Consider the following 15,074-nt stretch of genomic DNA (forward strand, 5'->3'; position numbering starts at 1 on the left):
GTCCGCAGCACTCTGGATTACGGTTTGCCTGCAGAAAACTTGAGTCCGGCCCTGCTTTCCGCCTGATCCCGATCAATTTTTCGGGCCGGCAATCTCCTGTTACGGCTGCAACATATCGAGGCTGGGCAGAAATTGACTAGTCAATTATCTGTGGCTATAGTTCGACACAATTCCCTGCCATGGCAGATATCTCGATGACAACCGACACCCTCCTCACTCCGCCGGCCGCCGAAACGGCCCGCCGCGACGCGCCGACCGGGCTGATCATCGCCGCGCTGCTGCTCGTCATGCTGCTGTCCGCACTCGATCAGACGATCGTGTCGACCGCGTTGCCGACGATCGTCGGCGAGCTCGGCGGGCTCGACCAGTTGTCGTGGGTCGTCACCGCGTACCTGCTGTCGTCCACCGTCGTGCTGCCGCTGTACGGCAAGCTCGGCGACCTGTACGGCCGCAAGATCGTGCTGCAGGCCGCGATCGTGCTGTTCCTCGCGGGCTCCGCCCTGTGCGGCGTCGCGCAGGACATGACGCAGCTGATCGTGCTGCGCGCGCTGCAGGGACTGGGTGGTGGCGGCCTGATGGTCGTCACGATGGCCGCGATCGGCGATCTGGTGCCGCCCGACCGCCGCGCGCGCTACCAGGGGATGTTCGGCGGCGTGTACGGCCTCGCGACGATCATCGGCCCGCTGCTCGGCGGCTTCCTGGTCGAGCACCTGTCGTGGCGCTGGATCTTCACGATCAACCTGCCGCTCGGTTTTCTCGCGCTCGCGGTGATCGGCGTCGCGTTCCGGCCGCACACCGCGCACGTGAAGCACCGGATCGACTACATGGGCGCCGCGTTCCTCGCCACCGCCCTCACCTGCGTGATCCTGTTCACGAGCGAAGGCGGCTCGCTGCTGCCGTGGTCATCGCCGCAACTATGGATGACACTCGTGCTCGGCGTCGTCGCGATCGGCGGCTTCATCTATGAAGAACGGCTCGCGGCCGAGCCGATCATGCCGCTCGAACTGTTCCGTCATCGCACCTTCGTGCTGGTCAGCCTGATCGGCTTCGTCGTCGGCATCGCGCTGTTCGGCTCGGTCACGTTCATCCCGCTCTACCTGCAGGTCGTGAAGAGCTCGACGCCGTCGCAAGCCGGGATGCAGCTGCTGCCGATGATGGGCGGGATGCTCGTGACGTCGATCGTCAGCGGCCGGCTGATCTCGCGGCTCGGCTCGTACCGGATGTTCCCGATCCTGGGCACGCTGACCGGCGGCATCGCGATGGCGCTGCTGTCGACGCTGACGCTCGATACGCCGCTGCACACGATGTATGCGTACATGGCGCTGCTCGGGATCGGGCTCGGCATGGTGATGCCCGTGCTCACGCTCGCCGTGCAGAACACGGTCGAATTCCGGCACATGGGCGTCGCGACGTCGGGCGCGACGCTGTTCCGCTCGATCGGGGGTTCGCTCGGGGTCGCGGCGTTCGGCGCGCTGTTCTCGCACGGGCTGCAATCGCGGGTGATGGCTGCGCTGCCGGCCGGCGCCGAGCTGCCGCCCGCGCTCGGCCCGGCCGCCGTGCACCAGTTGCCGGATGCCGTGCGCGATGTATATCTCCATGCGTTCGCCGGTTCGCTGCATGTCGTGTATCTCGCGGCGGCGACCGTCATCGCGATCGCGTTCGTGCTCGCGTGGTTCGTCGAGGATGCGCCGCTGCGCAAGCATCACTGAGCCGCCCGTGGATCGCGATGCGAGCGGCGGGCCGCATCGCGATCCCCATCCGCCCGCCGTCAAGGCAGCAGCACGACCCCGCCCGTCGTCGCGCGCGACTCCAGCAGCCGGTGTGCATCGGCCGCCTGTTCCAGCGGTAGCCGCGCGCCGATCTCCATATGCATCCCGCCCGCCAGCCGGTCGAGCGTCGCGCGTGCAGCCTCCCGATATCCGTCCACGTCGCGCGCGATGAAGCCGAGCACGCTCGGCCGCGACAGCGCGATCGACCGCGCCGGCCCCAGTTCGTCGAGATCGAACGTCTGCCGCGCGCCGATTGCGGCCACCTGTCCGATGCTCGCGACCATCCCGAACGGACGGACCGCGCCGAGCGTGCGCGTCAGCACGTCGCCGCCGATCCCGTCGATCGCAAAATCGACCCCCGCGCCACCGCCGAACGCGCGTGCCGCCGCGACAAAATCTTCCTCGCGATAATCGACGACCGCCTCGGCGCCGTGCGTGCGCACGAGCGCGGCTTTCGCGGCCGACCCGACCGTGCCGATCACCCGCGCGCCGAGCGCACGCGCCCATTGCGTCGCCAGCAGCCCAACGCCGCCGGCCGCCGCGTGCACGAGTACCGTGTCGCCGGCGCCGAGCTGCCGGACGCGATGCAGCAGCATGTAAACCGTGATCCCTTTCAGCAGCCCGGCGGCGGCGGCTTCGTCGCTCAGGCCATCGGGGATCGGCAGCACGCGCTCGGCCGGCATCGTGCGCAGGCTTGCATAGCTGCCGGTCGGCATGCCCGCATACGCGACGCGCTGGCCGGGGACGAGCGCCGTCACGCCGGGCCCGACCGCATCGATCACGCCGGCCGCCTCGACACCGAGCGCGTCCGGCAGCGCGGGCATCGCGTGCGCCCCCGTCCTGAAATAGATGTCGACGAAATTCACGCCGATCGCGGTCTGGCGAATCCGTACTTCGCCGGCGCCGGGCGGCGCGACGGGCGCATCGACGCGGCGCAGCACGCCGGCGTCGCCGTAGCGGTCGATCCCGATCCGGATGGCAGTGGCAGTCTGGGTCATAACGTTCCTCGTAATCGAATGAAGTGACACGATCATCCCATCGTGCATAATCGAACGGAACTCATGTAAATCGCCCATCTACTGTGCAAAATTCAACCGATCTGGACGCCGCGCCTGCATCCGCGTCACCGATGAGCTGGGACGACATCCGCTATTTCCTCGCGGTGATGCGCGGCGGCAGCCTGTCGGCCGCCGCGCGGGCGCTGCAGGTTCAGCATTCGACGGTCGCACGGCGCATCGACGCGCTGGAGTCGGCGCTCGGCATCCGGCTGTTCGACCGGCTGCCGCGCGGCTGGCCGCCGACCGACGAAGGGCTGCACCTTGCCGAGCATGCCGCCCGCCTCGAAACCGACGCGCATGCGTTCGCGCGCGCCGCCCAGGGCGCAGCGGCGTTAGACGGCGTGGTGCGCGTATCGGCGTCGCCGGTGTTCGCGAGCCATTTCCTCGCGCCGCGGCTCGCCCGCGCGCAGCGCGCATGGCCGGCGCTGCGGATCGACCTGATGGGCGAAATGCATGCGGCCAACCTGTATGCGCGCGAAGCCGACCTCGCAGTGCGGCTGTCGCGGCCGAGCGAGCCGGGGCTCGCCGCGCGCCGGCTCGGCACGATGCGCTTCGCGCTGTGCGCGTCGCCGGAATGGGCGGACGCGCCGCCGGAAACCTGGGCGTTCGTCGGCTACGACGATGCGCTCGCGCAAACGCCGCAGCACCAGTGGCTCGCCCGCTTCGCGGCCGGACGCCGTTTCGCATTTGTCACCAACGACCTGGCTGCGCAGCATCACGCGTGCGCGGCGGGCGCCGGCGTCGCGCTGCTGCCGAGGTTTCTCGTCGACGATCCGGCCGCGCACGCCGGTGCGCCGCTCGTCGAGCTGACGGCCGCACCGCGTTGCGACATCGAGCGCGAGATCTGGCTCGTCGTCCATCCGGACGTGCGACGGTCCCCGCGCGTGCAGCGGGTCGCCGACGCGATCGCCGATGCGGTTCGCGCGGCGGACGGCCGGCTCTAGGCGGCCGCGGCCGCACGCGGCTTTGCCATGCGCTTCGGCGGCCGGCATAGTGGTGGTTTGCGTTCTGAATTCGCCGGACCCACCGCCATGCCCACCGCTCCCGCCTGCGTCGTTCGCGACGCAACCGACGCCGACCTCGATGCGATCCACGCGATCTATGCGCACCACGTGCACCACAGCGTCGCGTCGTTCGAAGAAACGCCGCCCGACGTCGCCGTACTGCGCGCGCGCCGCGACGCGGTGCTGCGCGACGGGCTGCCGTATCTCGTCGCCGAATGCGATGGCCGCGTGGCCGGCTATGCGTATGCGACGCCGTATCGCTCGCGCAGCGCGTACCGCTTCACGATCGAGGATTCGATCTACATCGACGAGTCGCAGCGCGGGCGCGGGATCGGCCGTGCGCTGCTCGCGGCGCTGATCGAACGCTGCGAGGCCGGCCCGTGGCGGCAGATGATCGCGGTGATCGCCGACGGCGGCACCGGCGGCTCGACGTCGCTGCATCGCGCATTCGGCTTCGAGCCGGCCGGCATGCTGAAGGCAGCCGGTTTCAAGCACGGCCGCTGGATCGATACGGCGCTGCTGCAGCGCCCGCTCGGCGACGGCGCGCGCACGCTCCCTGTCTCGCCCTAGCCCGCCGCGTCGCGCTAGAATGGCCGCATGTCAAAACAGACTCATTCCACACCCGACGAGGCGGCGCCGGACTCCCGCAACGAGTACACGGTCGACGAACTTGCACGCGTGTCCGACACGACCGTGCGCAATGTCCGCGCCTACCAGGATCGCGGGTTGCTCGCGCCGCCGGAAAAGCGTGGCCGCGTCGGCATCTACGACGACACGCACGTCGCGCGCCTGAAGCTGATCAACCACCTGCTCGCACGCGGCTATACGCTGTCGAACATCCAGGACCTGATCAAGGCGATCGACGAAGGCCACGACCTGCGCTCGATCCTCGGCCTCGAAAATGCGATCGGCGGCCGCTGGTCGCACGAACTGCCGAAAACCTATTCGCTCGCCGCGCTCGCGCAGATGTTCGGCCCGCAGGCGACCACGCAGCTGTCACGCGTGACCGAACTCGGCTTGCTCGAACGGCGCGGCCTGTCGTTCGTCGCGAAGAACCCCGCACTGCTCGAAGCAGCGGCCGCGATGACGAAGGAAGGCATCCCGCCGCGCGAGCTGCTCGACGTGATCAGCCTCGCGCGGCCGCATTTCGACGCGATCGCGCGACTGCTCGTCGATCTCGTCGTGAAGCGGCTCGACCGCTACGACGCCGACACGCTGCCGCCCGCCACCGACGTGCCCGAACTGGTCGACGCAATTTGGCGCCTGCGCCCGCTCGCGGCCGTGTTCGTCGAAGGCGAGACGAACCGTGCACTCGAAACCGCGGCGAGCGCCTATCTCGGCGGCCGTGTCGCGACGATCCTCGACAAGAAGCTCAGCGACGAGGCCGCGCGGCAGTCCGGCACGCCGGCATCGAAAGACGACAGCGACGAAGCATAGGCGCGCCGCCGTCATATTGATATCGGCAATGCTTCGTTTGCGGGCGTGATCGCCCATGCGACGATTCTTCCAACCGAGCAGCACCACCGCTCGCCCGAAGACGTTTCGCATGGAGTCCGTTCGATGATTCGTTTCACCCGCTGGATCGCCCGCGCCGCCGCAGTCACCACGCTCGTCGCGCTGTCCGCCGCGCCGGCCTTCGCGCAAGGCGGCGCCGACAAGGTCGTGCGCATCGGCTACCAGAAGGCCGGCCTGCTGTCGGTCATCAAGGCGCAAGGTTCGCTCGAAGCGCGGCTCAAGCCGCTCGGCTATGGCGTCCAGTGGTTCGAATTCCCGGCCGGCCCGCAACTGCTCGAAGCACTGAACGCGAACAGCATCGACTTCGGCTATACGGGTGCGCCGCCACCCGTGTTCGCGCAGGCGGCCGGCGTGCACTTCGTCTATGTCGGCGCGGAACCGCCGGCGCCGCACAACGAAGCCGTGGTCGTGAAGACCGATTCGCCGATCCGTTCGGTCGCCGGCCTGCGCGGCAAGAAGATCGCGTTGCAGAAGGGCTCGAGCGCGAACTACCTGCTGCTCGAAGCGCTGAAGAAGGCCGGCGTGCGCTACGACGAAATCCGCCCCGTGTACCTTGCGCCGGCCGACGCGCGCGCCGCGTTCGAGAGCGGCAACGTCGACGCGTGGGTCGTCTGGGATCCGTACTATGCAGCCGCGCAAAATGCGCTGAAGGTGCGCACGCTGTCCGACTACACGGGACTCTCGGCGACCAACAACTTCTACGAAGCGACGCGCGATTTCGCGCAGCAGCATCCCGACGTGGTCGGCGCGATCCTGAAGCAGGCGCGCGAGACGGGCCAATGGGTCAACACGCATCCGGCCGACACGGCCGCGCTGATCGCACCGAAGGTCGGCCTGCCGCAACCGCTCGTCGAGACGTGGATCAAGCGGGTCCCGTTTGGCGCGGTGCCGCTCGACGAAAAGATCGTCGCGGCCCAGCAAAGCGTCGCCGATGCGTTTTATGCGGCGAAGCTGATTCCGCAGAAACTGAGCGTGGCCGACAACGCATGGGTCGACAAGAGCGTGCAGAGTGCGCTCGCGGCGAAGTAACGCGCAACCCGCGGCGCGAACTGATTCGCACGAGGCCGACCGGCACCCTGCCCGTCGGCCTCGTTCGTTGCTTGTCACGGATGACCGGGAAAGGCGACGCGAAGTACCGGCATTCGACCAGGCAACCATCCCATGATGGCCGGAATTCGCTCGATACAGTTGACAACTACCGTTGCCATGGTTGATGCTTGAAAACATGAGCCGCCAAGCATTCACCATTGCGCTGATTATTCGCACCATTCTTCGAATGGTGGGTTAGCGCGCATCCGGCTCAATGACGACAACCCGCCCCTGAGGCGGGTTGTTTCATTTCCGCCCAGGGCATTTCAAACCCGCCCTCGAAAGGAAATGACCGTGTCTTTGTACCGAAGCTCGCCTGACGCTTGCACCGCGCTTGCCACGCAAGCCCAGCCTCCCGTCGACTACGTCAAGAAAATTCTCACCGCCCGTGTCTACGACGTCGCGCGCGAGACGGAACTCCAGCCCGCCCGCAATCTGTCGGCCCGGCTGCGCAACGCCGTCTACCTGAAGCGCGAGGACAACCAGCCGGTGTTCTCGTTCAAGCTGCGCGGCGCGTACAACAAGATGGCGCACATTCCGGTGGACGCGCTCGCGCGCGGCGTGATTACGGCGTCGGCCGGCAATCACGCACAGGGTGTCGCGTTCTCGGCAGCGCGGATGGGCGTCAAGGCCGTGATCGTCGTGCCCGTCACGACGCCGCAGGTGAAGGTCGACGCGGTGCGTGCGCACGGCGGCCCGACGGTCGAGGTCATCCAGGCTGGCGAGTCGTACAGCGACGCGTACCGGCACGCGGTCAAGGTTCAGGCGGAGCGCGATCTCACGTTCGTCCACCCGTTCGACGATCCGTACGTGATCGCCGGCCAAGGCACGGTCGCGATGGAAATCCTGCGCCAGCACCAGGGGCCGATCCACGCGATCTTCGTGCCGATCGGCGGCGGCAGCCTCGCGTCCGGCATTGCTGCCTACGTGAAGGCGGTGCGCCCGGAGATCAAGGTGATCGGCGTGCAGACCGAGGATTCGTGCGCGATGGCGCAATCGCTCGCGGCCGGCCGGCGCGTCGAGCTGACCGAGGTCGGCCTGTTCTCGGACGGTACCGCCGTGAAGCTGGTCGGCGAAGAAACCTTCAGGCTGTGCGCCGAATACCTCGACGGCGTCGTGACGGTCGACACCGATGCCCTATGCGCGGCCATCAAGGACGTGTTCCAGGATACCCGCAGCGTGCTCGAACCGGCCGGTGCACTCGCGGTCGCGGGTGCAAAGCGCTACGCGGAACGCGAAGGCACCGAGAACCAGACGCTCATTGCGGTCACGTCCGGTGCGAACGTGAACTTCGACCGGATGCGCTTCGTCGCCGAGCGCGCGGAAGTGGGTGAAGCGCGCGAAGCCGTGTTCGCGGTCACGATCCCCGAGGAACGCGGCAGCTTCCGGCGCTTCTGCGCGCTCGTCAGTGATCGCAACCTGACCGAGTTCAACTACCGGATCGCCGACGCGCAATCCGCGCACTTCTTCGTCGGCATGCAGATCAAGCGCCGCGGCGAATCGGCCGAGATCGCCGCGAACTTCGAATCGCACGGCTTCAGGACCATCGACCTGACGCACGACGAATTGTCGAAAGAACATATCCGCTACATGGTGGGCGGCCGTTCGCCGCTCGCGCTCGACGAGCGCCTGTTCCGCTTCGAATTCCCGGAACGGCCGGGCGCACTGATGAAGTTCCTGTCGGCGATGGCACCGGACTGGAACATCAGCCTGTTCCACTACCGCAACCAGGGCGCGGACTACAGTTCGATCCTCGTCGGACTGCAGGTGCCGCAGGCCGATCGCGACGCATTCGACCACTTCCTGTCGACGCTCGGCTATCCGTACATCGAGGAAGGCAGCAATCTCGCCTATCGCTTGTTCCTGTAGTACGGATCGCGCTTGTCGGCGACGCGGGTCTTCCGGACAGTCGATCGTCCTTGCCGCGTCGGGTGCGGTTGTCATCCCTCTCGCACGATCGGTGGCGCATCGGGACATGCGCCGCCGATCGCTTCGTCCGTCTGCTTCGGCACATGACGAGCGCACGACGCGTCGGCCTTGTTTGTTCTTGCCGAATTATCGCGAAACGCGTGGCGAACGGTCGGCGCTCGGCCAGAGCGCGGGGCTCTTTTATGGTTGTCGTGGACGACCGCGAAGCGATTGCCCGTCGCAACGTGATCCCCGATTCGAATGGCCGCTTTGGATAAGGTGATGTGACCGCTTCGGGTCCTTCATCGCCACCAACCCCATCAGGCCCTGTCCAACCTGTGCGTCATCACGGATAGTGCCCGCAGCCAGGCGGGGCCACATCGACTCATCCGCAAAACGGACCGCGTGGCAACACAGTTACAAGATAACGATTGACGCCAGCACCGCCCAGCGGTTAGTGTATCGTCCGAAGTTCAAGAAGTCCGATTGCTGTTCATCAATTGATCGCTCCTCAGCGGTATTCGTTGTCCTCTCCCTCCTTGACGCTTCACGCGCTCTTTTACAGAGCAAATCTTTCTATTTTTTCTCAAGGAATCTTCATGGATACCGGTATCGTCAAGTGGTTCAACGACAGCAAAGGCTTTGGCTTCATCACGCCCGACAACGGCGGCGACGATCTGTTCGCTCACTTCTCCGAAATTCGCGCCGACGGCTTCAAGACGCTGGCTGAAAATCAGAAGGTGAGCTTCGAAACGAAGCAAGGCCCGAAGGGTCTGCAAGCGGCCAACATCAAGCCGCTGTAAAGTTTGAAGGACCCGGCCTCCCGTAACGGACGCCGGGTTGCAGCGACATCCTCGCGGAGATTGGTCTCCCAAAGTTGGCGCGATTGCTCTTAGCTGCATCGGTTCATTCAGCAGCTCGCCGAGCGCCACACGCCTCGTTGCACTTCATTCCCCCTCAGGCTGCCAAGCCCTTTTTCGCTTTACGACTGCTTCAGATTCAGCTCGCAATGGCTTTGAATCGGCGCACCTGTGCACATTCCGCACGGCACGCACGCACTCGAACATTATTAAAATTAAAATGCAGAACCATCGAATTCAACAATACAACGGCTATGCCGTTCACCCCTCGGCGCATCGTTTGCCCGACGGAAGCTTTTCATCCAACCTGCTGCTTGAACGCGCCGGTAGCCCACGCACCGAAGGCCGCTACCAGTTCTATTCGCTCGATTACTTCACGAGTGAGGAGCAGGCGTTGCAGCATTCGGCCCGCTGGGCACGCAACTGGGTCGACACGCGCGGTTGAAGGCAAGGCCCGACCATCGATCCAGCGACGCGCAACGCGCCGGCCGCGTTGACCACGAAATCGAGGGGCTCGAAACGCTCTGCCAGCGTCTCCAGAACACGGTCCACCTGATCAGGCACGCCCAGGTCGGCAGTCCGGGCACGGTGGGACGCGCATCGGGAAACACGCCGCCGATCACTTCGGCGGCGTGTTCCAGCACGTTCGCGCGCTGTCCGACGATGACGATGACGACCTGCGCATTGCGCTGAGCGCAATGCATTGCCGTGGCCGGGCCGATTCCCGTCCCGCCGCCACTCACCGACACCAGCCGATTCATCGCGCCGCTTCAAAGATCGCCGTTCGAAGACAACCACTCGGGTTCGTACGCACCCAGTGCGCGCGCCGGATAAAACCATCGGAGCGGCGCATCGTCGATCTGCAAGGGCGGGAGGAGCCGGGATGCCGGCCCCCACGACGTCGGCTCGACGTGCTCCGCACGATCCCGTTGACCGTCGGCGACCAGTTCGACCACCTCGCTCATGGGCTCCGACCGCAGTTGCAAATCGGCCGCCGTGCGCGCCAGCGACGCGCGAACCTCGGTACCGACACCCTGTTTCATTCGTGTCGTCAGCCCACGGATGGCGGCCGTCGCCATCAGGTAACCCGTCGCATGGTCGATGGCCTGAACGGGCAGGTTCACCGGTTCATCGCTGCCCATGACGCGCATGCCCGCCTCGGCGATTCCCGTGCTCGTTTGAATGAGGCTGTCGAAGCCGCGCCGGCAACGCCAGTCACCGCTCCAGCCATAAGCGTCGAGCGACACGTCAATGAGCGCGGGATTCAGTTCGCGCCGATGCGCAGCATCGAGACCGAGGCGCGCGAGCGCGTCGGCCCGGTAACCGTGCACGACGATATCCGCGCTGCCGAGCAACTGTTTGAGCGTATCGAGATCCGCCGCATCTTTCAGGTTCAGCCGCGCACATCGCTTGCCGAGGACGACTTCGGGCACCGTGCCCGGTTCTTCCCAGCCGTACGGATCGATGCGCAGTACGTCTGCGCCCAGGCCCGCAAGAAATCGCGTCGCCACGGGGCCGGCGAGGATGCGCGTCAGGTCGAGCACGCGGATGCCGCGCAACGGCCGGTCTTTCGAAGGGCGCCAGTCACGCGCGATGGCATCGGTCGCGGCATGAACATGCAGCAACGGTTCGGTTGCGACCGCCTTGCCCTGCGGGTGCTCGGCCCACTCCTGCGCCGCGTACATCGCCGCAGCGCAACCGCCTCGCTCGACGATCGCGTCTTCGAGCGCACCGGCATCCCAGCGACTCACCGCTTGCGCGACCGCCGGTGCATCGGCGGCACAGCCCAGCACCGACAAGGCGGCCAGCCGATGATGCGGCGCGTTGGTGTGCAACCGGATCCAGCGATCGCGCGCCCGATAGTTGCCGGCCACCGGATCCCATTGTGGCGGCATCGTCCAGCCCTGCGGACGCAGCGACGTGCCGAACCACAGCGACGCCATGCGCCGGTCGACCCGCACCGACGGCAACGTTCCGGTCGACGCATGCAGCAATTCGGCAACGGACGTCCCTGCCGCGCCGATTGCCGCCGTGGCCATGTCGGTTACGCGAAACGCGGAAACCAGCTCGCCCGACCCGTTGAAGCTGCACGACTCGAGGAACGCCTGAGACCCACCCGCCGCCAGCCAGAACGCCCGCAGATGATGCGACACCCGATCCTCATCGGCCACGGCCCGTTCCCTCGACATTTGATCGATACGCATGTTCGCCTCGCATGAATTAGGTGAGGCAAAGATCGTCTCGCTCGCATTTGCTGTCAACGTTGATTATCCTGATCAACCTGTCGAACCATTCCCCCTGCGCACGATGTCGAACTACCTGAATTCGACCGAAGCTGCGGCAAGGCTCCGTGTCTCGCGGCAAACCCTCTATGCGTACGTCAGCCGCGGCCTGCTTCGCGCGGAACCGGGCGGCAGTCATCGCGAACGCCGCTATCTCGCGGCCGAGGTCGACCGGCTCGCGGATCGGCGCGCACGAGGCCGCAAGCCGAAGGAAGTGGCGAAGGCCGCGCTGAACTGGGGTTCGCCCGTGCTCGAGTCGAGCATCACGTTGATCGACGGTGGCCGGCTCTTCTATCGCGGTGTGGATGCACTCGATCTCGCGTCCCGCGCGAGTCTCGAGGAAGTCGCGGCGCTGCTATGGCGATGCGACGAGCAGACCGCTTTCGGCCGCCACATTCCCGCTACGCCCGCGGTGCTGCGAACGCTCTTCAGGCACTACGGCGAGCAACGCGCCGAGCAGGCCCTGCTGCCGCTCTTCACCGTCGCAAGCGAGGACGCGCCAACGGCGATCTGGCAGCAATCGACCGATCGTCAGGCGCAGGGCTGCGGCGATCTCGTGCGGATTCTTGCCGCATGCCTGTTGCGAACCCGGATCGACACAGCGCCCATCCACGTGCAATGCGCGCGGGCGTGGGGCGTCGGGCCTGCTGGCGCCGAGCTGATCAGGATGGCGCTCGTGTTGTGCGCGGATCACGAACTGAACGCGTCGAGCTTCACGGGACGATGCATCGCGTCGACGAACGCGAGCTTGCGGGCCGTGGTGGTCGGTGGTCTGGCCGGCCTGTCGGGCGAGCGGCATGGCGCGACCACCGCGCGTGGCGAAGCACTGTGGGACGAACTGGGTAATAAGGACATCGAGCAAAAAATGAGCGAACGTCTCGCCCGGGGAGACGGCTTGCCGGGCTTCGGACATTCGCTCTATCCCGACGGCGACGTGCGTGCGACGTATCTGTTGTCGCGGATCCTGCCGCGCCATCCGCAATGGAAAAGGATGATCGATGCAGGGAGCGCGCTCGTCGGCTACAAGCCCTCTTTGGATCTCGCGCTGGTGGCGCTTCGCAGACATTTGCGGCTTCCCGTCGGTGCTGCATTCGGCCTGTTCGCGCTGGGCCGCTCGATCGGCTGGATCGCGCACGGGCTGGAGCAGCGCGAGCAATCCGATCTCATCCGGCCGCGTGCGGTTTATACGGGGACGTGGCCAGGTGGATCCGGTGCCGGGCCGGATCATGCGCGATCGCGCGGACGGTCGGGAAAGCAGCAAACAACGCAACCTGCAGCGCCGAAAGACGACATGCTTGCCGCTTTTTTCAGGAGTCGATAGCTTTTCTTGATGCGATGACGTCAGCGTGCATCATCGGTGACAAGCCAACGCCTCGTTGGCGCATGCAAGCCGCCATCCGATGACGTTCCACCGATGTCGCCAACGGGTCGGCAATCACGCGCCACGGGAATCCGCGAAGATCTTTTGCCTGAGCCACGTGATGCAAACGGCACACGGCACACCGATCCGGCGATGCGCGCACCGCGCCAACGGCACGCGCATCCTGACTTACTTCAGCGCCCCCGCCACCTTCTTCTGCCGCCACAGACACAGCAAGTCACACGCGACGTGCGCGGCCGCAATCGCCGTGATGTCCGCGTGGTCGTACGCGGGTGCCACCTCGACCACATCCGCACCCACCAGGTTCACCGCGCCGAGCGCGCGCACGATCGCGAGCGCCTGTGTCGAAGAAAGGCCGCCCGCGACCGGCGTGCCCGTGCCGGGCGCAAACGCCGGATCGAGACAATCGATATCGAACGTCAGGTACGCGGGCCGCGCGCCGACGATGTCGACGATCCGCTCGACCGCCGCGCGAGACCCGTGGTCATGCACCCACGCCGCATCGAGCCGCTCGATGCCGAGAAAGTCGTCGTTCCACGTGCGAATCCCAACCTGCACCGACGTCGCCGGATCGATCAGCCCTTCCTTCACGGCCTTGTAGAACATCGTCCCGTGATTGAGGCTGTCCGGATCGTCGTCGGCCCACGTATCGCAGTGCGCGTCGAAATGGATCAGCGACAGCGGCTTGCCGTAGCGCTCCGCATGCGCGACCAGCAGCGGATACGTGATGTAGTGGTCGCCGCCGAGCGTCAGCATCTTCGCGCCGGAACCGAGGATCGTGCGCGCATGCTCGATGATCGCGGGCTTGATCGACAGCGGGTTGTGCGCGTCGAACCAGCAGTCGCCGTAGTCGATGGCCGCGAGATCGTCGAACGGGTTGAAACCCCACGGATACGGATGAAGCTCCGCGAGCTGCACGCTCGCCGCGCGGATCGCAGCCGGGCCGAGCCGCGCGCCGGAGCGGTAAGTCGTCGCGAGGTCGAGCGGCACGCCGGAGATCGCGACGTCGACGCCGTCGAGCTCGCGCGAATAGTTGCGGCGCATGAACGACAGCACGCCCGCGTAGGTGTTTTCGATCGACGAGCCGTACGGCGTCGTGCGACGGATCGCGCCGTCGCCGTGGAGAAGTTCGGTCATGGTCGGACCTGTTTTCGTGGGGAGACCAGCCCGCCCCGCGTCGCATGGGCGCGCGGGCCGGGCATGGCATGGATTCATCGGGCACGCACCGGCTTGCGCATCCTGTCGCGCGGCCGGGCGGAACAACGACAGCAACAACCACATCGACAACGGCAATACCGTGGCGATCATAGCAAGCCGAATTGAAGTCGTTGCCCCGGTTCAACCGGGGCAACGCGCGGAGAAATCCGGCAGTAGCGGCGCCCTCGCTTCCTAGAAGGATTCGCCGGTTTTCGCCCCCCTTTTCTTCCGGATAATGGCCGACAGCCGCGCCCTCGACCGCGCGCCGTCCACCGCAGACAACGACAAACCGGAGACACCCGCCTTGATCGCCATGCTTCCCGCCACCTACCGCCGGCTCTGGCCGCTCGCCGTCGCCGCCGCGCTGCTGTACGGGCTGTCGCTCGCCGCCGCGCCCTATCCCGGCCAGGCCGCCGCGAAAGCGGCGATGGGCATCCTGCTGCTCGCGGCGGGCAGCACCTGCGCCGCACCGCGCGAACGCGCGTGGCTGTGCGCGGCGCTCGTGACGGCCGTGCTCGGCGACGTGCTGCTCGCACTGCCCGACTGGCCGCTGTCGTTCGTCCTCGGCCTCGGCGCGTTCCTGCTCACGCACCTGTTCTATTGCGCGATCTTCTTCCGCTGGCGCGCGCGGCCGCACGGCTGGCGCATCGTCGCGCTCGTCGGGCTGTGGATCGCCGCGCCGGCGTTCTACGTGGCGTTCTTCCCGCATCTCGGCGAGCTGGTCGCGCCGGTCGCCGTCTACATGCTCGTGCTGTGCACGATGGCCAGCTTCGCGCTCGCGGCCCGCACGCGCGGCCCACTGGTCGCGCTCGGCAGCCTGATCTTCGTCGGCTCCGATACGCTGATCGGCGCCGGCCGCTTCCTCGGCGGCTTTCCGGGCATCGACTACCTGATCTGGGGCCTCTACGCGCTCGCGCAGGTCACGATCGTGGCCGGGGTTTTCCATGAGACGGCCGCCCGAACGATCCGTCCCTGATACTGTTTCAAACAGACCGCCGCGCGCCGGCGGTC

At 66.5% G+C, this 15,074-nt stretch carries 13 protein-coding genes; 10 read left to right on the forward strand and 3 right to left on the reverse strand.

Features of this window, described 5'->3' with window-relative positions; genetic code table 11:
* Positions 1-194 precede the first annotated feature (194 nt).
* On the forward strand, positions 195-1,709 hold the full coding sequence (locus QZM67_RS04005; RefSeq protein WP_301800879.1) for an MDR family MFS transporter: 1,515 nt from the start codon (positions 195-197) through the stop codon (positions 1,707-1,709).
* A 59-nt stretch (positions 1,710-1,768) separates the two neighbouring features.
* On the opposite strand, the gene QZM67_RS04010 is transcribed toward QZM67_RS04005, so the two are convergent.
* The gene (locus tag QZM67_RS04010; RefSeq protein WP_301800880.1) at positions 1,769-2,767 is read right to left on the reverse strand and encodes a quinone oxidoreductase; all 999 of its coding nucleotides are present in this window, start codon (positions 2,765-2,767) and stop codon (positions 1,769-1,771) included.
* A 131-nt stretch (positions 2,768-2,898) separates the two neighbouring features.
* Between QZM67_RS04010 and QZM67_RS04015 the strand changes: the two genes are divergently transcribed.
* The 7 genes from QZM67_RS04015 to QZM67_RS04045 all read left to right on the forward strand — a co-directional run bounded on the left by QZM67_RS04015 (position 2,899) and on the right by QZM67_RS04045 (position 9,648).
* Positions 2,899-3,771, forward strand: coding sequence for a LysR family transcriptional regulator (locus QZM67_RS04015; RefSeq protein ID WP_175026040.1), 873 nt, complete (start codon positions 2,899-2,901; stop codon positions 3,769-3,771).
* Between the two features lie 87 nt (positions 3,772-3,858).
* Complete coding sequence (locus QZM67_RS04020) at positions 3,859-4,401, forward strand: GNAT family N-acetyltransferase (RefSeq protein ID WP_301800881.1); 543 nt, start codon at positions 3,859-3,861, stop codon at positions 4,399-4,401.
* 27 nt (positions 4,402-4,428) lie between these two features.
* The gene (locus QZM67_RS04025; protein ID WP_301800882.1) at positions 4,429-5,268 is read left to right on the forward strand and encodes a MerR family transcriptional regulator; all 840 of its coding nucleotides are present in this window, start codon (positions 4,429-4,431) and stop codon (positions 5,266-5,268) included.
* A 123-nt stretch (positions 5,269-5,391) separates the two neighbouring features.
* Positions 5,392-6,375 (forward strand): sulfonate ABC transporter substrate-binding protein, encoded by a 984-nt coding sequence (locus tag QZM67_RS04030; protein WP_301800883.1) that lies wholly within the window; start codon positions 5,392-5,394, stop codon positions 6,373-6,375.
* Between the two features lie 360 nt (positions 6,376-6,735).
* Positions 6,736-8,304, forward strand: a complete 1,569-nt coding sequence (ilvA, locus tag QZM67_RS04035) for a threonine ammonia-lyase, biosynthetic (protein WP_301801403.1) — start codon at positions 6,736-6,738, stop codon at positions 8,302-8,304.
* A 638-nt stretch (positions 8,305-8,942) separates the two neighbouring features.
* Positions 8,943-9,146, forward strand: coding sequence for a cold-shock protein (locus tag QZM67_RS04040; protein WP_006485974.1), 204 nt, complete (start codon positions 8,943-8,945; stop codon positions 9,144-9,146).
* A gap of 277 nt (positions 9,147-9,423) precedes the next feature.
* On the forward strand, positions 9,424-9,648 hold the full coding sequence (locus QZM67_RS04045; protein ID WP_301800884.1) for a hypothetical protein: 225 nt from the start codon (positions 9,424-9,426) through the stop codon (positions 9,646-9,648).
* Between the two features lie 325 nt (positions 9,649-9,973).
* On the opposite strand, the gene QZM67_RS04050 is transcribed toward QZM67_RS04045, so the two are convergent.
* On the reverse strand, positions 9,974-11,407 hold the full coding sequence (locus QZM67_RS04050) for a CoA transferase (RefSeq protein WP_301800885.1): 1,434 nt from the start codon (positions 11,405-11,407) through the stop codon (positions 9,974-9,976).
* A gap of 103 nt (positions 11,408-11,510) precedes the next feature.
* Here QZM67_RS04050 and QZM67_RS04055 point away from each other — a divergent pair, with 103 nt between their 5' ends.
* Entirely contained in the window at positions 11,511-12,806 is a 1,296-nt protein-coding gene (locus QZM67_RS04055) for a citrate synthase family protein (protein ID WP_301801404.1), read from the forward strand.
* Between the two features lie 228 nt (positions 12,807-13,034).
* Here the strand turns inward: QZM67_RS04055 and speB are convergent, their stop codons facing one another.
* Entirely contained in the window at positions 13,035-14,003 is a 969-nt protein-coding gene (speB, locus tag QZM67_RS04060) for an agmatinase (protein ID WP_301800886.1), read from the reverse strand.
* Between the two features lie 364 nt (positions 14,004-14,367).
* Here speB and QZM67_RS04065 point away from each other — a divergent pair, with 364 nt between their 5' ends.
* On the forward strand, positions 14,368-15,039 hold the full coding sequence (locus QZM67_RS04065; protein WP_301800887.1) for a lysoplasmalogenase: 672 nt from the start codon (positions 14,368-14,370) through the stop codon (positions 15,037-15,039).
* The last annotated feature ends 35 nt before the right edge of the window (positions 15,040-15,074 follow it).

Origin of the sequence: Burkholderia sp. AU45251, from assembly GCF_030482905.1 — a bacterium.
Lineage (GTDB): Bacteria > Pseudomonadota > Gammaproteobacteria > Burkholderiales > Burkholderiaceae > Burkholderia > Burkholderia aenigmatica.